Annotated in this window: 18 protein-coding genes; 11 read left to right on the forward strand and 7 right to left on the reverse strand. The window is 59.2% G+C overall.

Going from position 1 to position 21,807, the window contains the following annotated elements; all coding sequences use genetic code 11:
- The first annotated feature begins 45 nt into the window (after positions 1 to 45).
- From BLR16_RS10445 to BLR16_RS10475, 7 genes are all read left to right on the forward strand, one after another.
- Entirely contained in the window at positions 46 to 1,452 is a 1,407-nt protein-coding gene (locus tag BLR16_RS10445) for an ATP-binding protein (RefSeq protein WP_003433594.1), read from the forward strand.
- 169 nt (positions 1,453 to 1,621) lie between these two features.
- Positions 1,622 to 2,908, forward strand: a complete 1,287-nt coding sequence (locus BLR16_RS10450; RefSeq protein WP_065349176.1) for an ABC transporter substrate-binding protein — start codon at positions 1,622 to 1,624, stop codon at positions 2,906 to 2,908.
- Positions 2,909 to 3,012: 104 nt separating this feature from the next.
- Positions 3,013 to 3,921 (forward strand): carbohydrate ABC transporter permease, encoded by a 909-nt coding sequence (locus BLR16_RS10455; protein ID WP_003314048.1) that lies wholly within the window; start codon positions 3,013 to 3,015, stop codon positions 3,919 to 3,921.
- Positions 3,914 to 4,759, forward strand: coding sequence for a carbohydrate ABC transporter permease (locus tag BLR16_RS10460; RefSeq protein ID WP_003433593.1), 846 nt, complete (start codon positions 3,914 to 3,916; stop codon positions 4,757 to 4,759). Before BLR16_RS10455 ends, BLR16_RS10460 begins: the two co-directional genes overlap by 8 nt.
- Positions 4,760 to 4,761: 2 nt before the next feature.
- Positions 4,762 to 5,931 carry an ABC transporter ATP-binding protein gene (locus tag BLR16_RS10465; protein ID WP_074805720.1) on the forward strand — a complete coding sequence of 390 codons (1,170 nt, stop codon included), beginning with the start codon at positions 4,762 to 4,764 and terminating at the stop codon, positions 5,929 to 5,931.
- 125 nt (positions 5,932 to 6,056) lie between these two features.
- Positions 6,057 to 7,418, forward strand: a complete 1,362-nt coding sequence (locus BLR16_RS10470) for a carbohydrate porin (RefSeq protein ID WP_003408960.1) — start codon at positions 6,057 to 6,059, stop codon at positions 7,416 to 7,418.
- A gap of 108 nt (positions 7,419 to 7,526) precedes the next feature.
- Positions 7,527 to 8,402 (forward strand): D-hexose-6-phosphate mutarotase, encoded by an 876-nt coding sequence (locus BLR16_RS10475; protein WP_003433591.1) that lies wholly within the window; start codon positions 7,527 to 7,529, stop codon positions 8,400 to 8,402.
- Positions 8,403 to 8,527: 125 nt separating this feature from the next.
- Here the strand turns inward: BLR16_RS10475 and BLR16_RS10480 are convergent, their stop codons facing one another.
- Complete coding sequence (locus BLR16_RS10480; RefSeq protein ID WP_002552324.1) at positions 8,528 to 9,394, reverse strand: MurR/RpiR family transcriptional regulator; 867 nt, start codon at positions 9,392 to 9,394, stop codon at positions 8,528 to 8,530.
- Positions 9,395 to 9,612: 218 nt separating this feature from the next.
- Between BLR16_RS10480 and zwf the strand changes: the two genes are divergently transcribed.
- Genes zwf through BLR16_RS10495 form a run of 3 tightly spaced genes read left to right on the forward strand, consistent with a single transcriptional unit; the run spans position 9,613 to position 12,493 of the window.
- Positions 9,613 to 11,082 (forward strand): glucose-6-phosphate dehydrogenase, encoded by a 1,470-nt coding sequence (gene zwf / locus BLR16_RS10485; protein ID WP_003408964.1) that lies wholly within the window; start codon positions 9,613 to 9,615, stop codon positions 11,080 to 11,082.
- Positions 11,069 to 11,782 carry a 6-phosphogluconolactonase gene (gene pgl, locus BLR16_RS10490; RefSeq protein WP_003365295.1) on the forward strand — a complete coding sequence of 238 codons (714 nt, stop codon included), beginning with the start codon at positions 11,069 to 11,071 and terminating at the stop codon, positions 11,780 to 11,782. The genes zwf and pgl overlap by 14 nt, the downstream gene beginning before the upstream one ends.
- Before the next feature lie 36 nt (positions 11,783 to 11,818).
- The gene (locus BLR16_RS10495) at positions 11,819 to 12,493 is read left to right on the forward strand and encodes a bifunctional 4-hydroxy-2-oxoglutarate aldolase/2-dehydro-3-deoxy-phosphogluconate aldolase (protein WP_003433587.1); all 675 of its coding nucleotides are present in this window, start codon (positions 11,819 to 11,821) and stop codon (positions 12,491 to 12,493) included.
- A gap of 123 nt (positions 12,494 to 12,616) precedes the next feature.
- On the opposite strand, the gene BLR16_RS10500 is transcribed toward BLR16_RS10495, so the two are convergent.
- Positions 12,617 to 12,856: a DUF3820 family protein gene (locus BLR16_RS10500; protein ID WP_003341842.1), complete on the reverse strand. Its 240-nt coding sequence runs from the start codon at positions 12,854 to 12,856 to the stop codon at positions 12,617 to 12,619.
- A gap of 218 nt (positions 12,857 to 13,074) precedes the next feature.
- Here BLR16_RS10500 and BLR16_RS10505 point away from each other — a divergent pair, with 218 nt between their 5' ends.
- Entirely contained in the window at positions 13,075 to 13,554 is a 480-nt protein-coding gene (locus BLR16_RS10505; protein WP_074805714.1) for a PA2169 family four-helix-bundle protein, read from the forward strand.
- 70 nt (positions 13,555 to 13,624) lie between these two features.
- Here BLR16_RS10505 and BLR16_RS10510 read toward each other — a convergent pair whose 3' ends face one another.
- The 5 genes from BLR16_RS10510 to BLR16_RS10530 form a co-directional block, all read right to left on the reverse strand.
- Complete coding sequence (locus BLR16_RS10510) at positions 13,625 to 15,154, reverse strand: sensor domain-containing diguanylate cyclase (protein WP_003365292.1); 1,530 nt, start codon at positions 15,152 to 15,154, stop codon at positions 13,625 to 13,627.
- Positions 15,155 to 15,360: 206 nt separating this feature from the next.
- Positions 15,361 to 16,725 (reverse strand): heavy metal sensor histidine kinase, encoded by a 1,365-nt coding sequence (locus tag BLR16_RS10515; protein WP_092194235.1) that lies wholly within the window; start codon positions 16,723 to 16,725, stop codon positions 15,361 to 15,363.
- Positions 16,715 to 17,392, reverse strand: coding sequence for a heavy metal response regulator transcription factor (locus BLR16_RS10520; protein WP_003314062.1), 678 nt, complete (start codon positions 17,390 to 17,392; stop codon positions 16,715 to 16,717). The genes BLR16_RS10515 and BLR16_RS10520 overlap by 11 nt, the downstream gene beginning before the upstream one ends.
- 10 nt (positions 17,393 to 17,402) lie before the next feature.
- The gene (locus tag BLR16_RS10525) at positions 17,403 to 20,507 is read right to left on the reverse strand and encodes a multidrug efflux RND transporter permease subunit (protein WP_074805709.1); all 3,105 of its coding nucleotides are present in this window, start codon (positions 20,505 to 20,507) and stop codon (positions 17,403 to 17,405) included.
- Positions 20,504 to 21,670: an efflux RND transporter periplasmic adaptor subunit gene (locus BLR16_RS10530; RefSeq protein ID WP_074805706.1), complete on the reverse strand. Its 1,167-nt coding sequence runs from the start codon at positions 21,668 to 21,670 to the stop codon at positions 20,504 to 20,506. Before BLR16_RS10530 ends, BLR16_RS10525 begins: the two co-directional genes overlap by 4 nt.
- Positions 21,671 to 21,807 lie beyond the last annotated feature (137 nt).

Raw genomic sequence — 21,807 nt, forward strand, 5'->3', positions numbered from 1 at the left:
ACGAAGAGAACCGGCCTGCCGCTGCCGCGCTCGTTGCTGGGGCGCATGTTGCTGCTGACCTTGCTGGCAGTTCTTTTGGCGCAGGCGCTGTCCAGCGTGATCTGGCTGTCACAGTTGCGTGCCACGCAGATGGAAGGCCTGGTGACCAGTGCGCGCAGTCTGGCGTACTCGATGGCGGCCAGTGTCAGCTACTTTCGCTCATTGCCGCTGGCTTACCGGCCCATGGTGCTCGACCAGTTACGCAGTATGGGTGGCACACGGTTCGTGGTGTCACTCAACGATCACCCGCTGGACATGCAGATCATGCAGCCCACCCCTCGCAAGCAGGCGGTGCTGGACGTGGTGGGCGAGGTGCTGCGCCAGCGATTGGGCAATGGTCCGGACATCACCGTATGGTTCGCGCGGCCCGAAGAACTGCGGATCTTCAACAGCGGCCTGAAGCTCGACGAGCTGCCGCGTTCGTGGGCGCATTACGCGCTGACACTCGAGCCGGTGAACCCGCCGGTGCTGGTCACGCAAATCGAAATGGCGCCGGGCGAGTGGTTCTACATTGCCTCGCTGCTGCCCGAACCCTACACCTCGCTGGAGGAGCAGGAGCTGCCTCTTCAGCAGGTCTCGTTCATTGTCCTGACCAGCGCATTTCTGCTGTTGTTCATCGGCTTGCTGGTGCACTGGCAGAGCCGCCCGCTCAAGCGTCTGGCGCGGGCCGCACGGGACATGTCGCTGGGCGCGGACGTCGAACCTGTGGTCGAGGGCGGCGGCAGCGAAGTCATCGAGGTCAGCCGGGCGTTCAATGCCATGCGCACACGGATCAGTCGCTACCTGACTGAGCGGGGGCAGTTGTTCAGTGCCATTTCCCATGATTTGCGTACGCCCATCACCCGTTTGCGCTTGCGGGTCGAGCTGCTCGAGGACGAGCAACTGCAACGCAAATTCAGTCGCGACCTGGATGAACTGGAGCTGCTGGTCAAAGGCGCGCTGCAGTGCGTCAAGGACACTGATATTCATGAAAACATCGAGCCGGTAGACCTCAACGCGCTGCTTGAGTGTCTGGTCGAACCCTGGCTGCTTGCTGACGGCAATGGGCGGGTCACGCAGCAGGGTGAGGCTCAGGCTGCCTATTCAGGCAAACCGCTGGCGCTCAAGCGCTGCATCGGCAACCTGATCGATAACGCGCTCAAATACGGTGATCGCGCGCATCTGAAAGTCGAAGACGATGCCCAGGCGTTCGTACTGCATGTCGATGACGAAGGTCCTGGCGTTCCCGAGCAGCGTCTCGAACACGTTTTCGAACCGCATTTCCGTCTGGCAGGCAATCAGCAGCAGGGCTACGGTCTCGGCTTGGGCATCGCTCGCAACATTGCCCACAGTCATGGCGGCGAAGTCAGCCTGCAGAACCTGCGTGACGGAGGGTTGCGGGTAACGTTGTACCTGCCGAGAACTGTGGAATGACGCGCTGCACAGTGGCTTTTGGCTAGCGATTGCACCGGGATTTCAATTGTCACCATCCTGTGACAATCACGCGTCCCTTCGTTACTGTCGGCGCGTCAGGCTTGGTTAGACTCCCACGAAGCGCAAGCACCAGACTTGCTCATGCATAACAACAAGAAAGGTCAATTCGATGAATTCCATGTCACGTCTCGCTGTTGTCATCTCTCTCGCTTCGTTGTTCCCTCTGAGCGCTAACGCCGCTGAATCCAAAGGCACCGTAGAAGTCGTGCACTGGTGGACGTCGGGTGGCGAAAAGGCTGCAGTCGATGTTCTGAAAGCTCAGGTTGAAAAGGACGGCTTTACCTGGAAGGACGGCGCCGTTGCAGGCGGCGGCGGCTCCACGGCCATGACCGTGCTCAAGAGCCGTGCGGTTGCCGGAAATCCTCCCGGTGTAGCCCAGATCAAAGGCCCGGATATTCAGGAATGGGCCTCTACCGGCCTGCTCGATACCGATGCGCTGAAAGAGGTCGCCAAGTCCGAGAAGTGGGACTCCCTGCTGGACAAGAAAGTCTCCGACACCGTGAAGTACGACGGTGATTACGTAGCAGTACCGGTGAACATTCACCGCGTCAACTGGCTGTGGATCAACCCTGAAGTCTTCAAGAAAGCCGGTATCGACAAGGCGCCTGCAACGCTCGAAGAGTTTTACGCGGCAGGCGACAAGCTGAAAAAAGCCGGCTTCATCCCGCTCGCCCACGGTGGCCAGCCTTGGCAGGACAGCACCGTCTTTGAAGCTGTCGTGCTCTCGGTAATGGGGGCTGACGGCTACAAGAAAGCTCTGGTCGATCTGGACAACGGCGCGTTGACCGGCCCAGAAATGGTCAAGTCGCTCGCCGAACTCAAGAAAGTCGCGACCTACATGGATGCCGATGGCAAGGGCCAGGACTGGAACCTGGAAGCTGGCAAGGTCATCAATGGCAAGGCCGGCATGCAGATCATGGGCGACTGGGCCAAGAGTGAATGGACCGCAGCCAAAAAGGTCGCTGGCAAGGATTACCAGTGCGTAGCCTTCCCGGGCACCGAAAAAGCCTTTACCTACAACATCGACTCGCTGGCCGTCTTCAAGCAGAAAGACAAGGGCACGACTGCCGCACAGCAGGATCTGGCCAAGGTCGCCATGGGCGAGGACTTCCAGAAGGTCTTCAGCATCAACAAGGGTTCGATCCCGGTTCGTGAAGACATGCTGTCCGACATGAGCAAATACGGTTTCGACTCGTGTGCGCAAACCGCTGCGAAGGACTTCCTGGCTGATTCGAAAACCGGTGGTCTGCAGCCAAGCATGGCGCACAACATGGCAACTACGCTGGCAGTGCAGGGCGCGTTCTTCGATGTGGTGACCAACTACATCAATGACCCGAAAGCTGATCCGGCCGAAACAGCCAAAAAGCTGGGCGCTGCCATCAAGTCTGCCAAGTAATTCGTTCTGAACCGCCTTTAACCGTCGTCCGCAGTGTTGAAATCCCTGGTTGATTTCACCTGCGGCTGCGGCCTGGATTCGATACATCGCATGGGATACTCCCGATGAGCTCTGTCGCTGCGAACAGCAAAGCCTCGCCAATGGATGCGCTGCAACGCTGGCTACCAAAACTGGTGCTGGCCCCCAGCATGTTCATCGTGCTGGTGGGTTTCTATGGCTATATCCTCTGGACATTCGCACTGTCGTTCACCAACTCGACGTTCCTGCCTTCCTATAAATGGGTCGGTCTGGCGCAATACGCGCGTCTCATGGACAACGATCGCTGGTGGGTGGCAAGCAAGAACCTTGCGGTCTTTGGCGGGATGTTCATTGCAATCAGCCTGGTGATCGGGGTCCTGCTGGCCGTCCTGCTGGACCAGCGGATTCGTCGCGAGGGCATGATTCGTACTATCTACCTGTACCCGATGGCGCTGTCGATGATCGTCACCGGTACGGCCTGGAAGTGGTTGCTCAACCCAGGCCTGGGCCTGGACAAGATGTTGCGCGACTGGGGCTGGGAAGGTTTCCGTTTCGACTGGCTGATTGACCAGGACCGCGTGGTGTACTGCCTGGTCATCGCCGCGGTATGGCAGTCCTCCGGCTTCGTCATGGCGTTGTTTCTGGCAGGTCTGCGTGGCGTCGATCAGTCGATCATTCGCGCGGCCCAGATGGATGGCGCGAGTTTGCCGATGATCTACTGGCGCGTCGTGCTGCCAAGCCTGCGTCCGGTGTTCTTCAGTGCCGTGATGATTCTCGCGCACATTGCGATCAAGAGTTTCGACCTGGTAGCCGCGATGACCGCCGGTGGCCCCGGTTACTCATCCGACCTGCCGGCGATGTTCATGTATTCGTTCACCTTTAGCCGCGGCCAGATGGGCATGGGTTCTGCCAGTGCGATTCTGATGCTCGGCGCGATCCTGGCGATTCTGGTGCCGTATCTGTATTCCGAGCTGAGGACCAAACGCCATGACTAGTCATGTTGGCAAACCGGGCATCAGCTTCAGTCGTGTTCTGATTTACGCCGTGCTGATGCTGGCCTGTCTGATTTATCTGGTGCCGCTGGTGGTGATGCTGTTCACCAGCTTCAAGACACCCGAGGACATCGGCACCGGCAACCTGTTGAGCTGGCCGAGCGTAGTGACTGCAATCGGCTGGATAAAAGCCTGGGACCTGGTCGATGGTTATTTCTGGAACTCGATAAAAATCACTGTTCCGGCCGTGATCATCTCCACCGCAATCGGCGCGCTCAATGGCTATGTGCTGTCGATGTGGCGCTTCAAGGGCTCGCAGCTGTTCTTCGGTCTGCTGCTGTTCGGTTGCTTTCTGCCGTTTCAGACCGTCCTGCTGCCGGCATCCTTCACACTGGGCAAGATGGGGCTGGCCAATACGACCACCGGGCTGGTGTTTGTTCACGTGGTCTACGGACTGGCATTTACCACGCTATTCTTCCGTAACTACTACGTCAGCATTCCCGATGCGCTGGTCAAGGCTGCACGATTGGACGGTGCCGGTTTCTTCACCATCTTCGGGCGCATCATTCTGCCGATGTCCACGCCTATCGTGATGGTTTGCCTGATCTGGCAGTTCACCCAGATCTGGAACGATTTCCTGTTCGGCGTTGTGTTCTCCAGCGGCGATTCTCAGCCGATCACTGTGGCTCTGAACAATCTGGTCAACACCAGCACAGGTGCCAAGGAATACAACGTTGACATGGCGGCGGCGATGATTGCCGGCCTGCCGACACTGCTGGTCTACGTACTGGCTGGCAAGTATTTCCTGCGTGGGCTTACGGCCGGCGCGGTCAAGGGGTAATCATGGCGACTCTCGAATTACGCAACGTCAACAAGACCTACGGCAGCAATCTGCCGGACACACTCAAGAACATCGACCTGTCGATCAAGGATGGCGAGTTCCTGATTCTGGTCGGCCCATCGGGCTGCGGTAAATCCACGCTGATGAACTGCATTGCCGGTCTGGAAAGCATCAGTGGCGGTGAGATCCTGATCGACGGCCAGGACGTCAGCGGCACCAGCCCCAAGGACCGCGACATTGCCATGGTCTTTCAGTCCTACGCCCTGTATCCGACCATGAGCGTGCGTGAAAACATCGCGTTCGGGCTGAAGATCCGCAAGATGCCGCAAGCCGACATCGACGCTGAAGTGGCGCGCGTTGCCAAGCTGTTGCAGATCGAGCACTTGCTCAATCGCAAGCCGGGCCAGATGTCCGGTGGCCAGCAGCAGCGTGTCGCGATGGGCCGTGCCCTGGCGCGTCGACCGAAGATCTACCTGTTCGACGAGCCACTCTCCAACCTCGACGCCAAGTTGCGCGTCGAGATGCGCACCGAAATGAAGTTGATGCATCAACGCCTCAAAACCACCACCGTTTATGTGACCCACGATCAGATCGAGGCCATGACGCTGGGTGACAAGGTGGCGGTGATGAAGGACGGTATCGTCCAGCAGTTCGGCACGCCCAAGCAGATCTACACCGATCCGGCCAACCTGTTCGTCGCCAGTTTCATCGGTTCGCCGCCGATGAACTTTATCCCGCTGCGCCTGCAACGCAAGGATGGCCAGTTGATCGCTGCGCTCGACAGTGGTCAGGCCCGTTGCGAGCTGCCGGTGGGCGTGTCCGATGCAGGCCTTGAAGATCGAGAAATCATTCTTGGTATTCGCCCCGAACAGATTATGCTGGCCGGCGCTGAATCTACCGGGCTGCCGACCATTCGTGCCGAGGTCCAGGTGACCGAGCCGACCGGTCCGGATACGCTGGTGTTCGTCACGCTCAATCAGAGCAAGGTTTGCTGTCGCCTCGCCCCGGATGTCGCACCGCAGGTGGGCGAGAGCCTTACCCTGCAATTCGATCCTGCCAGGGTGCTGATTTTCGATGCCCAGAGCGGCGAGCGTCTCGGGGTGCTGGGAGCGCGACTGGCGGCTGAACCTGAAAACAATGTGTCACCGGTCGAGCCGCAAGTGATAAATTGATTCAGCAACGAGCATCGCTGGCTGGCCGTCTGCTGCCAAAACGCACGGCCGACCAGCGAACACAGGGCAGTGAATGAAGTAACACGTCTACCAAAGCTAATAACAATAAAACGAGGATTGATGGGATGAAGAAGATCAACAAAGGTAAATCGCTTTCCCGGCTCCAGTTGGTATGCAAGCTGTCGGCGTTGGGTGCGATGGGTCTGGCAGGCAGCGTTCACGCCGCCGAGCCGTTTGCCGCAGATTCACCCTGGATGACGGGTGACTGGGGTGGCAAGCGCACCGAGTTGCTGGACAAGGGTTATGACTTCTCGCTGGAATACGTTTCCGAGATGGCCAGCAACCTGAAGGGCGGCTACAACGACGACACCACCGGTCGTTACAGCGACCAGTTCGCGCTGGGCATGAAAGTCGATTTGCAGAAAGTTCTCGGCTGGCAGGACGCAGAGTTCAAGCTGGCAATCACCGAACGTAGCGGTCGCAACATCTCCAATGACCGTATCGGCGATCCTCGCGCCGGTACACTCAGTTCCTCCCAGGAAGTCTGGGGCCGTGGTCAGACTTGGCGTCTGACGCAGATGTGGATCAAGCAGAAGTACTTCGACGGCGCGCTGGACGTCAAGGCCGGCCGTTTCGGTCCGGGCGAAGACTTCAACAGCTTCCCGTGCGACTTCCAGAACCTGTCATTCTGCGGCTCGCAGGTCGGTAACTACGTAAGCACCTGGTACAACTGGCCAATCAGCCAGTGGGCGTTGCGCATCAAGTACAACATCACGCCTGAAGTCTATGCCCAGGTGGGTGTGTACGAGCAGAACCCGTCCAACCTGGAAACAGGCAACGGCTTCAAGCTCAGTGGCAGTGGCACCGAAGGCATGATTCTGCCGGTCGAACTGGTCTGGACTCCATCCTTCAACTCGTTGCCCGGTGAGTACCGTGTCGGTTACTACAAGAGCACGCCAAACGCCAACGACGTCTATGAAGACGTGAATGGTCAGCCGCAAGCGCTGACTGGCGCAGCGTTCAAGTCGCACAGCAGCAAGCATGGCTGGTGGGTCGTGGCTCAGCAACAACTGACCACGCATGACGGCGATGCTTCGCGCGGCCTCAGCATTTTTGCCAACGCCACCGTGCATGACAAGGCGACCAACTTCGTCGACAACTACCAGCAGATCGGTTTCACGTACAAAGGTCCGTTCAACTCGCGTCCGAAAGATGACATCGGTATCGGTATTGCCCGTATCCACGTCAACGACGATGTGCAGGATCGCGTGCGTCTGGCCAACCAGATCAGCGGTATCAATGACTATGACAACCCTGGCTACCTGCCGGTCCAGAGCACTGAGTACAACTCTGAAATCTACTACGGCTTCCATGTCACCAACTGGCTGACCGTGCGTCCCAACCTGCAGTACATCAAGCATCCTGGTGGCGTAGACCAGGTTGATGATGCGCTGGTAGCGGGCATCAAGATCCAGTCGAAGTTCTGATTATTGACTGACGCGTAACGCGATCAAGGGTCGTGTGTGCTTTGCGGGCAGCCTGGCTGCCCGTTTTTTTTGGCTTGATCCTTTTATTTTTCAGGGACGCGATTGGCGATGACCACTCACGACGCGCAACTGCCTGAACATCCATTGCAGCGCTTCTTCCGATCCCGACGTGCCAGACCGACTTTCGAGTGGGAGCGCCATCAACTGCGCGATGTGTTGGTCATCGACCACCCGCAATGTCAGGCCGTGTTCAGTCGTCAGGGCGCGCAACTGCTGCATTTTCAGCCGCAGGGCCAGAAACCCTGGCTCTGGTGTGCTGCGCAGTGGCCACAGGTGGGCGCCATTCGTGGAGGCGTGCCAGTCTGCTGGCCTTGGTATGGCCGGCATCCCGGCGAGAGCGGCTGGCCGGCGCACGGCTGGGGGCGTTTGCTGGACTGGAAGCTGATCGACAGCAGTGAGTGCGAAGAAGGCGTGAGCCTGCACTGGCGCTTGCAACTGTGGGACTGGCAGGTCGATCTGCATGCTGAACTGGGGCAGGGCATGGAACTGCGTCTGAGCACGCGTCACGAGGACAGCGAGCCGTGTCACTTCAGCCATGCGCTGCACGCGTACTGGCGGATCGGTGATGTGGCTGAAGTCGCGCTGGAGGGGCTCGACGGTGCACAGGGCTATGACGAACTCAGCCGACAGGCGTGTCAGCAACACGGCGAACTGCGCGTGGCAGGCGCCTGCCAGCGCGTATTCGAACACGCCGGCGCCCTACAGCTCCAGGACCCGATCTGGCAGCGCAGGCTTAACATCGACACCGGCGACAGCACCAACACCGTCGTCTGGCACCCCGGCAGCAGACCGCTTCTCGGCGTATGCGGCAGCGAAACCACAGGCTTCGTCCGTGTCGAAGCCGCCTCAGGCTCCGGCGACACCTTCAGCCTGCGGCCCGGAGAGCAGGTGCAGCTCAAACTGCAAGCCAGCCTGGCAGGGTGAGTTGCGTCGTCTTCACTCGCGCTCAGCAAGGATCCACCTGAGGATCACAGAACCGCTGTGTGACGCAGAGCGTCACGAAAGGCATTCCTACGCGGAGCGTTGGAACGATAGTCAACGACACCCAGTCAGCCCTGATCCTCGATCGGATAACGGCTGTCATTCAGGCTTTCCTTGATCTTGCGCAAATGCGGCTGAAAGTCGACACCGCGACGCAACGTCATACCCGTGGCCAGCACATCGAGCACAGTCAACTGAATGATCCGCGACGTCATCGGCATATAAATATCCGTGTCTTCCGGCAGAGGAATATTCAGACTCACCGTACTGGCCTGAGCCAGCGGCGAGCCGGCTGCCGTCAGCCCCAGCACCGACGCGCCATTGGCCCGCGCGATACGCGCCACTTCCACCAACTCACGAGTACGGCCCGTATACGAAATGATCACGAACAACTCGCCGGTATGCGCCACTGACGCAATCATCCGCTGCATCAGCACATCGGCATGCGCCGTCACCGCCAGATTGAAGCGGAAGAATTTATGCTGCGCATCCAGGGCCACCGGCGCCGAGGCACCCAGCCCGAAAAAATGGATCTGCCGCGCCTGGATGAGCATGTCCACAGACTTGCTGATCAAGGCCGGGTCCAACTGCTGGCAGGCGCTGTCCAGTGACGCGATGGCACTGCCGAAAATCTTCTGGGTATAGGCCTCCGGATTATCATCCGCTTCCACCGCACGGCTGACATAAGCCGCGCCGCTGGCCAGGCTCTGGGCCAGTTGCAGCTTCAATTCCGGATAGCCGCTGACACTGAACGAACGGCAGAAGCGATTGACCGTCGGTTCGCTGACCTTGGCGGCCTGGGCAAGCGCTGCAATGCTCAGCCGCGTTGCCATCTGCGGATTGAGCAGGATGACCTCGGCCACTTTGCGTTCGGCCTTGTTCAGCTCGTCGAGTCGGCCCTGGATTTGCTCCAGGAGGTTTCTTACGCGGTCCATTCAAAGTCCTTGTCGGGGCTGATTTACCAACGGTTTTGCCTTGGGCTTTTATTAGCCCTTTAGCCTGTAGCAAAGGTGGCCTATCGTACTGAGGGCCTGTGTTGATCACCACTGGAATATGCTTTCAGGCAGAATGTTGTGGTTATTACTACATATGGCCTTGAGTAACGCCTTTAAAAAAGGTATTTGTAGCCTAACTTGATAAAAGAACCAACATTATGCCCTTGATTACGGTTGAACCGTGCACATTTGCCCTGTTTGGTGCCTTGGGGGACCTGGCGGTACGCAAGCTGTTCCCGGCTCTTTATCAGCTTGATCGCGCTGGACTGCTGCATGAAGACACAAAAATTCTTGCCCTGGCGCGTGAACCGGGTGACGAAGAGTCGCATCTGGCGTACATCGAAAAATCCATGCGTCGCTTCATTCCCGAGACGGAACTGGAGCCGGACAACCTGGGCCGCTTTCTGGCGCGCCTCAGCTACCTGCATGTCGACTTCCTCAAGGCCGAGGATTACGTCGCACTCGCCGAGCGCGTCGGCAATGCCGAAACCCTGATCGCCTATTTCGCCACACCTGCCTCGGTCTACGGTGCCATCTGCGAGAACCTTGCGTCGGTCAACCTCGCTGAGCGCACGCGTGCCGTGCTGGAAAAACCCATCGGTCACGACCTGGCCTCTTCGCGCCGGGTCAATGACGCTGTTGCGCAGTTTTTCCCGGAAAACCGCGTTTATCGTATCGACCACTATCTGGGCAAGGACACGGTACAGAACCTCATCGCTCTGCGCTTCGCCAACAGCCTGTTCGAAACCCAGTGGAACCAGAACCATATTTCGCACGTGGAGATCACGGTGGCCGAGAAGGTCGGCATCGAGGGCCGTTGGGGCTACTTCGATCAGGCTGGCCAGCTGCGTGACATGATCCAGAACCACCTGCTGCAGCTGCTCTGCCTGATTGCCATGGACCCGCCAAGCGACCTGTCCGCCGACAGTATCCGGGACGAGAAGGTCAAGGTGCTCAAGGCACTGGCCCCGTTTACCCCTGAGCGTCTGGCCACCCAGGTGGTGCGCGGCCAGTACACCTCCGGCTATAGCGAAGGCAAGGCGGTGCCTGGCTATCTGGAGGAAGAAAACTCCAATACCCAGAGCGATACCGAAACCTTCGTCGCGTTGCGTGCCGATATCCGCAACTGGCGCTGGTCGGGTACGCCGTTCTATCTGCGCACCGGCAAACGCATGCCGCAGAAGCTGTCGCAGATCGTGATCCATTTCAAAGAACCGCCGCACTACATCTTCGCGCCTGAACAGCGTTTGCAGATCAGCAATCGCCTGATCATCCGCCTGCAGCCTGACGAAGGCATTTCCTTGCAGGTGATGACCAAGGATCAGGGCCTGGACAAGGGCATGCAGCTGCGCAGCGGTCCCTTGCAACTGAATTTTTCCGACACCTACCGCAGCGCTCGTGTCCCCGACGCTTATGAGCGGTTGTTGCTGGAAGTCATGCGTGGCAATCAGAACCTGTTTGTCCGCAAAGATGAGATCGAGTACGCCTGGCAATGGTGTGATCAGTTGATCGCTGGCTGGAAGAAGGCGGGCGATGCGCCCAAGCCTTACCCGGCCGGAACCTGGGGGCCGATGAGCTCCATTGCCCTGATTACTCGCGACGGGAGATCCTGGTATGGCGACATGTGACCTCAAGCTGCCAGCAGGGCTGGTAGCACACGATTTCGACACAGCGCAGCAACTGGCCGATGCACTGGCTGAAACTGTCGCCGAACGCCTCAAGCAGGCGATCAGCGAGAACGGTCTGGCGACGCTGGTGGTGTCCGGTGGACGCAGCCCGGTCGCCTTCTTCCAGCGTCTGGCGGCACAGCCGCTGGAGTGGTCGAAGGTCGTCATCAGTCTGGCGGACGAGCGCTTCGTGCCGACCGAACATGCCGACAGCAATGCCGGCCTGTTGCACCGCCACTTGTTGCAGGGGCCTGTGGCGAAGGCGAAGTTTCTCGGCCTGTACAGCGTGGCGAGCAGTGTCGAGGAAGCCGCTCAGGCTGCCGATCAGGCACTGGCCGAGCTGCCACCCATTGATGTACTGATTCTGGGCATGGGCGACGATGGGCATACCGCGTCGCTGTTCCCCAACAGCCCGAATCTGAGCGAAGCCCTTGACCTGCAAGGTGAGCGCCGCTGCCTGCCCATGCTCGCACCGAGCGTGCCGCACCAGCGCCTGACCCTGACCCGCCGCCTGCTGGCGTCGGCGCGTTCACCGATTCTGTCGGTGTCCGGTCAGGCCAAACTCGACACTCTGCGCACCGCGCTGGCAGGCGACGACCTCGCCGAGATGCCGGTGCGTGCCTTTCTCAACCCGTCTCTCGAGATTTACTGGTGCCCATAAGCCCCGATAAGCCCCACAAACAAAGGAACCGTCGCCATGACACAGAATGAAAATAATCAGTCGCTGACCAGCATGGCGAACAAGATTGCCCAGATCGACGAACTCTGCGCCAAGGCGAAGATTCTGCCGGTGATTACCATCGCCCGTGACCAGGACGTACTGCCGCTGGCCGATGCACTGGCCGCTGGCGGCATGACTGCACTGGAGGTGACCCTCCGCTCGGCGTTCGGTCTGAGCGCCATTCGTATCCTGCGTGAACAGCGCCCCGAGCTGTGTGTGGGCGCCGGGACCATCCTGGACCGCAAGATGCTGGCTGACGCTGAAGCGGCCGGTTCGCAGTTCATCGTCACTCCCGGCAGCACGCAAGACCTGCTGCAAGCCGCGGTCGACAGCCCTTTGCCGCTGCTGCCGGGCGTCAGCAGCGCCTCGGAAATCATGATCGGCTATGCCATGGGCTATCGCCGCTTCAAGCTGTTCCCGGCTGAGATCAGTGGTGGCGTGGCAGCGATCAAGGCCTTGGGCGGGCCGTTCAACGAGGTGCGTTTCTGCCCCACAGGCGGTGTCAACGAACATAACCTCAAGAGCTACATGGCCCTGCCCAACGTCATGTGCGTGGGCGGCACCTGGATGATCGATAACGCATGGGTCAAGAATGGCGACTGGGGACGTATCCAGGAAGCGACTGCGCAGGCAATGGCACTGTTTGACTGATTTTCAGGATTTCGGAGTCAGCCCTTGCTGCTGATTCCGACAAGGAAGTTGTTGTTGGTTGTATGGCTTTTCGGTGCTCCCTGGTCCGGAGCACCGTTTTTTTTCCCCGGACCGTCTCTTTGTTTATCCCTTGTCCTTGAACGACTGGCGTGGACGCGTGCGCAACGGGTCCAATAGCGCGCCAAGGCCGTTGTGATCGATTTCCTGCATCAGCGCCAACAGACCTCCCAACTCTCCTTTGGGAAAGCCTTCCCGGGCGAACCAGTTCAGATAATGCCCCGGTAAATCAGCGATCAACCGACCCTTGTATTTGCCGAACGGCATTTCCTGTGTCACCAGCAGCTTGAGTTTTTCCGGATTCATCCGCGATACGCCTGTATTTCTCTTTCAGCCAGTACGATACGTGCATTCTGCATGCAGGCCAAACGACAGATCATGCAGAAGTCACGAACGGGTAATTGTGAAAATTTCGTAAGTCATTGATTTTAAATAGTTATTTTCGTATCAAAAACTGGCACGGTGTCTGCAATTACCTATACATCGAACACTTTCGTATCAACCTGCCATTAGGAAATTATCAAATGACTGATATCAACAAAGAAACGATCTCTATCCTGAATGACCTGATCGAAACCAGCAAAGACGGTGAAGAAGGTTTCCGCACCAGCGCAGAACACGCAAAAAGCGCCGAGGTGAAATCGTTCCTCGCAAACCGCTCTACCGAAGTCGCTGCAGCCGTTCGCGAACTGCAAGCTGAAGTGACCGCACTGGGTGGCAAGCCTGAAGATTCTTCCAGCGTATCTGGCGCACTGCACCGCGCCTGGGTCAACCTGAAGTCGATGGTTACTTCCGACGACGACAAGGCCGTACTGGAAGAAGTTGAAAAAGGCGAAGACGTTGCCAAGAAGGCTTACCGCGAAGCGCTGGAAAAAGCCCGTGCCAAGAACGTTTCGCCTAACGTTATCGCGCTGATTGAAAAGCAGCAGGCTGGCGTTCTGGCCAACCACGACAAAGTAAAAGCACTGCGTGACGCAGCACGTGCAGCCCACGCCGCATCGTAATCCGATGCGTCAGCGGTAACCGAAAAAACGCCAGCCAGTCTGGCGTTTTTTTATGCCCGAACGCAGCTGGTCAGACCGGGTCTGTCACCTTTCTGGCAACCGAACTGCGGTACTCGACCCGGTTGCGCCCATTGTCCTTGGCCTGATACAGCGCCTTGTCGGCCACCCCGAAAAATGCTTCCAGCTTGTCTCCCTGACGGACGACCTCCGAAGCGACCCCGATACTGACCGTGATGGGATACTCGGCATTCATGAACAGCGGAAGTGCCTCCGCAGCCTTGCGGATTTTTTCCGCGATCAGCATGGCACCCGGCAAGTCTGTTTCCGGCAACACAACTACGAACTCTTCGCCGCCATAGCGTGCCACGCGGTCGCCCGGACGACGGATGCAGTATGAGATGGTCTGCGCAATCAGACGCAGCGCCTCGTCCCCGCCCTGATGGCCATGACGCTCATTGAATGCCTTGAAATGATCTACATCGATCATCAGCAATGACAGCTGCTTGCCAGAGCGTTGCGCTCGCGCCCATTCGACTTCCATGGCTTCGTCAAGCTGGCGGCGATTATCAAGCCCGGTCAGACCATCTGTCGCGGCCAGGCTGGCCAGTGCATCTTCGGCACGGTGGCGCCTTCTCAGCTCGCGACACAGCAGCCAGGTCAGCCACAAAATGCCCAGACACAATATGCTGGTCGCGGAGCCGACCAGCCAGGCATTGCGCCGCCAGACGGCATACACCTCATCTTCGGATTGCCCGATCACCACGATCAGCGGCAAGTTGCCGACGCGGGAGAAGGTATACAGCCGACGAGCATTCAACTGCGTCGACATCGCGGCAAAGCTGCCATCGCCTTCCTGAAGGATGCGCTGAAAGTTGGGGCTGTGGCTGTAATCCTTGCCGATCAACTCCTGGCCTTCCATTTCCGGGTAGCGAACGATCAGAATGCCTGAGGTATTGATCAGGTTGATGCTGCTGTCACGGCCCAGATTCTGGCTCATGAACAGGTGCTTGAAATACACCAGACGCATCTCTGCGCTCACGATGCCCATGAACTCGCCGTTGGGCCCTGATAGGCGGCGGCTGAAGCTGATGCACCAGTCCTTGTAGCCCCAGCGAGTCTTGTACGGTGCACTGACGTGTAGCGTCAAAGAGCGGTCTGTTGCATGGTCCTTGAAATAGGCGCGGTCAGCGAAGTTGTCGTGTCGAGGGGTGACAGACAAAGAATCAGCCACTATTTCGCCGCGGTTATCGAGTAATACCAGGTCGCCCTTGTAAGAGGCGGCAGTGGCGCGATCGAACAGAACAAGTTGGCGCAGTTCAGGTGACAGTTGCTGAAGGTCCGGACGCTGCCACGCGCTGATCATGCCTTGCAGTGAAGAGTCGTAAAGTTCTGCATTACGCATGACGTCGGCATCGATCAAACGCACGATATTGGACGCTGCGCGTGCTGCTGTCTGTGCTGCGTCGTCGCGCTCCTGGGCCAGTAGAGACGCCACGATCGCCAGAATGGCGAGCATTGAAACCGAGCTGCCGAAAATCAATATCAGCTCCGGACGGGTCCATTTGAGCCGGGCTTGCCGAGAAAACGCAAACACCATCATCGGTTGTTCTACCTGCAGACGAATGATTCTTGATAATCGGTTAATAAAATTATCAGTTAGGTGGGGAACTTATTGACGCGTGTATAACACGCTCCTTATAGCCCCATATGAAGGGAATGTGAATAAAGCAACTGTATTTAAAACGCTGCGAACAGACGCACACTGAGGACCGTGAACACGGTCAATGTAGTCAGTATTTTCAGGTGTCAGCGAGGCAACTGGATGCCGAAGGTATTGGCGCCCTTGTCGCTGTTCACGAACACGGTGCCGCCATGCATCAAGGCAATCGCCTTGACGATGGCCAGCCCCAGGCCGTGATTGGCGCCGCTGTTACTGCGTGAGGCATCCACCCGATAAAAGCGCTCGAACAGTCTGGGTAAATGTTCCTGAGCGATTTGTACGCCCGGATTGGTCACGCTGACAGTGACATGGGCATCGCGGGATTCGATGTTGACTTCAATCACTTCACCAGCGCCAGTGTGCTGAACGGCGTTATGCAACAGATTGATCAGCGCGCGGCGCAAGTGGGGTTTTTCAATGGGTGCGCTGGCGTCGCCTTGGACACGGACTTGCACGTGCGCGTCTTCCAGAATGAAGTCCAGATAATCCAGCGTCGTCGCGACTTCTTCAGCCAGTGAGGTGCAGATCTGTGCCTTGACCTTGGTGCCCTGATCGGCGCTGGCCAGAAACAGCATGTCGTTGATGATCGAGCGCAGGCGCTCCAGCTCTTCGAGGTTCGACTGCAACACCTCGAAATAATGCTCGGCAGAGCGGCCACGGGTCAGCGCCACCTGAGTCTGACCGATCAGGTTGGTCAGCGGTGAACGAAGCTCGTGTGCCACATCGGCATTGAACGACTCCAGCCTCGAGTAGGCTTGCTCGACGCGTTCCAGCGTGGAGTTGAACGAGGCGACGAATTGCTCGAGTTCCGGTGGCAGCGGCGACAACTGCAAGCGTCCGGACAGCCTTGGCGGGGCGAGCTTCTGGACTTCCTGCGAAAGGCTGGTCAGCGGTCGCAGGCCAATCCGCGCGACCCAGTAGCCCAGCGCCGACGCGAGCAGAATGCCCAGCGTGGCCAGGCTGATCAAGGCGACCAGCAGCGAGTGCTGCGTGTGCCAGAACGTCTCGGTGTCTATGGCAGTCAGAAAGCGCAGGGCCGGACGCTGTTCCTTGGCGGGAAACTCGCTGACCAGCACTTTGAACGAAAACGGATGGTCCGCCAGCTTCAGGTCGTGCATGCCCAGCGGCCCCTGTGCAAAACGACGAATGTCCGCACCGGGATTGCCGAACTCATAGAGCGGATTGTCACTCACCACCCAGAAGCGCAGGCGTTTGTCCTCTTCACTGAGCAAGGTGAGCTTGGCCTTGATCTTGCGCCAGTGTTCCGGGTTGCCGAAACGATTGACCGCCGATTCCAGCACGCTGTAGCGCGCATCCACCTCTGCACGGGGCAGCAAATCGAGGCTTTTGTCGACCTGCAGGTACAAGGCCCAGCCGATCAGCAGGAACACCACCAGTGCCACCAGCGCGAACAGCCCGCTCAGGCGCAGTGCAATCGAATCAACCCGCACTGCGGTTCTCCAGCACATAGCCCATGCCGCGAATGGTGTGCAGCAGCTTGTGCTCGTGAGGGCCATCGAGCTTGGCCCGCAAGCGCTTGATCGCGACTTCGACCACATTGGTATCGCTGTCGAAGTTGATGTCCCAGACCATCTCGGCGATGGATGTCTTGGAAAGGATGTCACCCTGACGTCGGGCCAGCACACTGAGCAGCGAAAACTCCTTGGCGGTCAGGTCCAGGCGCAGGCCGGCGCGGGTCGCCTTGCGGCTGATCAGGTCTATCCACAGGTCGGCGATGGTGATCTGCACCGGCTCGTGGCCACCGCTGCGCCGCGTCAGGGCCTGCAGGCGGGCGACCAGTTCCAGAAAGGAAAATGGCTTGCCCAGGTAATCATCCGCGCCTTCGCGCAGGCCGCGAATACGGTCGTCGACCTGCTCGCGCGCGGTCAGCATGATCACGGGCGTCTGTTTGCGCGCACGCAGCGCACGCAACACCCCAAAACCATCCAGGCCCGGCAGCATCACGTCGAGAATGACGATCGCATGGTCATTCTCCAGCGCCAGGTGCAGGCCTTCGATCCCGTCGCGCGCCACGTCCACGGCATAGCCCTGTTCGGTCAGACCGCGACGCAGGTAGTCGGCGGTTTTCTCTTCGTCTTCGATAATCAGCACGCGCATCGGGCAACTCTCACTTTTGCAGGGCCAGCGTCGGTGCGGCGGGCGCCGGTTGGCGTCGATGAAACAGCCGCTCCAGTTGCAGATAAATGACCGGCGTGGTGAACAACGTGAGCATCTGGCTCACCAGCAGGCCGCCAACCACGGCTATACCCAGCGGCTGCCGCAACTCGGCACCGACGCCGAAACCGAGCATCAGCGGCAGTGCGCCGAGCAGGGCGGCGAGGGTGGTCATGATAATCGGTCGGAAGCGGGTGATGCAGGCCTCATAAATGGCCTCGTGCGGCGTGAGGCCCTGCTCGCGCTGGGCCTGCAGGGCAAAGTCCACCAGCAGAATACCGTTCTTTTTGACGATACCAATCAGCAACACCACGCCGATCAGGGCCATGATCGAGAAGTCCTGCCCCATCATCCACAGCAGCAACAGTGCGCCGATGCCTGCCGAGGGCAGGGTGGAGATGATGGTCAGCGGATGCACGAAGCTTTCATAGAGCACGCCCAGAATGATGTACACCGCCACCAGCGCCGCAAGGATCAGCCAGGGCTGGTTGGCCAGCGAACTCTGGAACGCCTGGGCCGCGCCCTGGAAGCTGCCGATGATCGAGGCGGGCATGCCGATTTCGTTCTTGGCCTGATCGAGCATGCTCACGGCATCGCCCAGGGCGACCCCGGGTGCCAGGTTGAACGACAGGTTCGCCGCGGGGAACATCCCGTCATGGCTGATCGATAACGGTCCCATGCGCGGCGCACTGACGTTGGCCAGCGCCGACAGCGGCACCATTTCGCTGGTCAGCGGCGAGCGCAGATAGAAGTACGCCAGGCTTTCGGCCTTGCCGCGTTGTTGGGCGTCCAGTTCAAGGATCACCTTGTACTGGTTGACTTCAGTCTGATACTCGCTGATCTGCCGCTGGCCGAATGCGTCGTACAGCGCCTGGTCGACATCGGCCGTGGTCAGGCCGAATCGCGCGGCAGCACTGCGGTCGATGTCGATGTGCGTGACGCTGCCGCCCAGTTGCAAGTCGTTGGACATGTCGCGAAATGCAGGGTTGCTGCGCAGTTTTTCAGTCAGCCGTTGCGTCCAGGTGTTGAGCAATTCGCCGTCGTTGCTCTTGAGCACGTACTGGTACTGACTGCGGCTCGGGCCGGAGCTGAGGTTGATGTCCTGCCCGGCGCGCAGATACAGAACGATGCCCGGGACCTTGGCCAGTTTGGGGCGCAGGCGGTCGATGAATTCACTGACCGACACATCGCGTTCGGAGCGTGGTTTGAGCGAGATCCAGAAGCGGCCGTTGGCGATGGTCTGGTTGCTGCCTGAAACACCAACCGAATGCGAGAACGCCAGCACCGCAGGATCCGCGCCGACGATCTTTGCCAGCTCCAGGTGTTTTTCCACCATGTCCGGGTAGGAGATGTCAGCAGCTGCCTCGGTGGTCCCGAGTGCAAACGCGGTGTCCTGGACCGGAAAGAAGCCTTTGGGTATGAGGATGTAACCGACTACCGCCAGCGCCAGGGTCAGGCCGAATATGCCAAGCATCAGCCGTTGATGGGCCAGGGCCTTGCGCAGGCCGCGCTCGTAGGAGGCGAGCAGGCGTTCACCAAACCCCGGTTTCTGATGCGGGTGATGGGTGGGCGCGCGCATGAACAGGGCGGCCAGGGTCGGCGCGAGGGTCAGGGAGACGACCACCGAAATAAGAATGGTCGCGGTTGCGGTCAGTGCGAATTCCTTGAACAGTCGCCCAACCACGCCGCCCATGAACAGCAGCGGAATGAACGCCGCCACCAGCGAGAAACTGATCGACACCACGGTAAAGCCGATTTCTCCGGAGCCCTTTATCGCCGCCTCGCGCATGCCTTGGCCGGCTTCGAGGTGACGGTGGATGTTCTCGACCACCACGATGGCGTCGTCCACCACGAAACCGACCGCGACCACGATGGCCACCAGTGTCAGGTTGTTCAGGCTGAAGCCGAACAGGTACATCATCGCAAAGCTGGCAATCAGCGAGACCCCGAGTACCGCACTGACGATCAGGGTGGCTGACAGTTGGCGCAGGAACAGCGCCATGACCGCGACCACCAGCAGCACCGCGATCAGCAGGGTCAGTTCCACTTCATGCAGCGAGGCACGGATGGTGCGGGTCCGGTCGTTGAGTACCGATACATCGACGCTGGCCGGGAGCATTTCCTGCAAGCGTGGCAATTCACGCTGGATACGGTCCACGGTGTCGACAATGTTGGCGCCCGGCTGGCGGAAGATGGCGATGTTGACGCCTTGCTGATCGCCGGACCACGCCTTGACGTAGGCGTTTTCCGAGCCCGCGACGACCCGAGCCACATCCTTGAGCTGGACGGGCGCGCCGTTTTTGTAGGAAACAATCAGTTGCGCGTAGTCCTGCGGCTTGAACAACTGGTCGTTGGAAGACAGGGTCGAAATACTGTCCTTGCCGTACAGGGCACCCTTGGCCAGGTTCAGGCTGGTCTGTTGCACCGCCTGGCGAATGTCCGCCAGGGTCAGCCCCAGCGCGGCGAGTTTCTCGGGGGCGGCCTGGACACGAATCGCCGGACGCTGCTGACCGGTGATGTATACCTGGCCCACCCCTTCGATCTGGCTGAGCTGGCGCGCCAGAATGGTTTCGGTGACGTCGCTCAATTCGGTGCCGGGGATCAGACTGGAACTCACGCTGAGGATCAGCACCGGGCTGTCGGCCGGGTTGACCTTGCGCCAGGTTGGCAGATTGGGCAGATCGGCCGGCAGGCGTCCGGCGGCGGTATTGATGGCGGCCTGGACTTCCTGGGCCGCAGTGTCGATGCTTTTGTTGAGGGTGAACTGCAGCGTAAGGTTGGTGGAGCCCAGTGCGCTGCTGGAAGTCATCTGGGTCATGCCCGGTATCGCACTGAACTGCACTTCCAGTGGCGTGGCAACCGAAGACGCCATGGTCTCGGGGCTGGCGCCGGGCAGTTGCGCGGTGACCTGGATGGTCGGGAATTCCGCTTCCGGCAACGGCGCGATCGGCAGACGCGGAAAGGCAATGACCCCCAGCAGTACCAATGCGAAGGTCAACAACAAGGTGGCCACTGGATGGTCGATGCACCACGCCGATACCGAACCACGGCCGTTCATCGTGCGGGCTCCACTTGCGCGCTGGCGACATCCGCAGCAGGCGTGCTGATCACTTCGACCGTTGCTCCCGGGCGTAGCCGCGACTGGCCGTCGCTGATCAGTACATCGCCAGCACGCGGCCCGCTGATCAGCGTCTGCTCGCTGTCCTGATAGAGCACTTTGACGGGTACGACTTCCACCTTGTTATCGGCAGTGAGCCGATAGACAAAGTGCAGGTCAACGCCGCGCTGCACCACTTGTGGCGGCACTTTCAGCGAGTTGAGTTCGATACCGGTCTGGATCTTCACGGTCACCAGTTGCCCTGGCCAGAGTTGCTCGCCGGGGTTTTTGAATTGAGCCTTGGCGCGGATCGTACCGGTGCTTGCCGACACCTGATTGTCGATCAATGAAAGCGTGCCTTCACCCAGCAGCAGGCCGTTGGCCGCGCCGTCGCCCTGATACGCCTTGACGGTCGCAGCGTCGCGCTCGGCAATCAGCCCCTGCAGGGTCGGCAACATCTGCTGTGGCAGGGAAAACTCCACGGCAATCGGGTCGATCTGGGTCACTGAAAACAGTCCGGCAGCATCACTGACGCGCAGGAAGTTGCCTTCATCGACATTGCGAATGCCGACCCGTCCCGTTACCGGCGAGCGAATCTGAGTGTAGGACAGTTGCACCTGTGAGGCGTTGATGCTCGCTTCGTTGCCTTTTGCCGTGGCTTCGAGCTGCCTGACCAGTGCCTGTTGCTGATCGAACGTCTGTCGCGAGATACCATTTTCCTGGGTGAGCTGGCGATAGCGCTTGAGGTCCAATTGCGCTACGTCCAGCTGCGCCTTGCTCTGCGCCAACTGGGCACGCGCCTGTTCCAGCGCAGCCCTGATAGAGCGGTCATCCAGCGTTGCCAACAGGTCTCCGGCCTTGACCTGCTGACCTTCCTTGACCAGCACGCGCGTCAGCACCCCATCCACCTGGGGGCGGATCACGACGCTTTGCAGCGACAGCACCGATCCGATCCCTGTGACGAAGCGCGGCACGTCTTCAAGACTGACCGTGATCACTTTGACGGGCACAGCGGCAGCGGCATTTTTGGGAAGCGTGGCCGGGCGTGTCAGTTTCCAGCCGGCAATCGCCACACAGGTGATCACCAGAACGACAGCGGTGACGGTCAGGGTCTTTCTGCGCATATGAAGAAAACGCCAAATGTCAGTACGGGAGAGATATTTTTTACAGCTTCCTTATAGCCTGCAAACCCGGTCAACAGAATGACTTTCAGCTGTCAGGTTTGTCAGAAAGCCTCCAGCGGGTGTGGCGTGCAGTCAAG

The sequence above is a fragment of the Pseudomonas sp. BS3767 genome, assembly GCF_900099665.1.
In the GTDB taxonomy this organism is placed as follows: Bacteria; Pseudomonadota; Gammaproteobacteria; order Pseudomonadales; family Pseudomonadaceae; genus Aquipseudomonas; species Aquipseudomonas cerasi.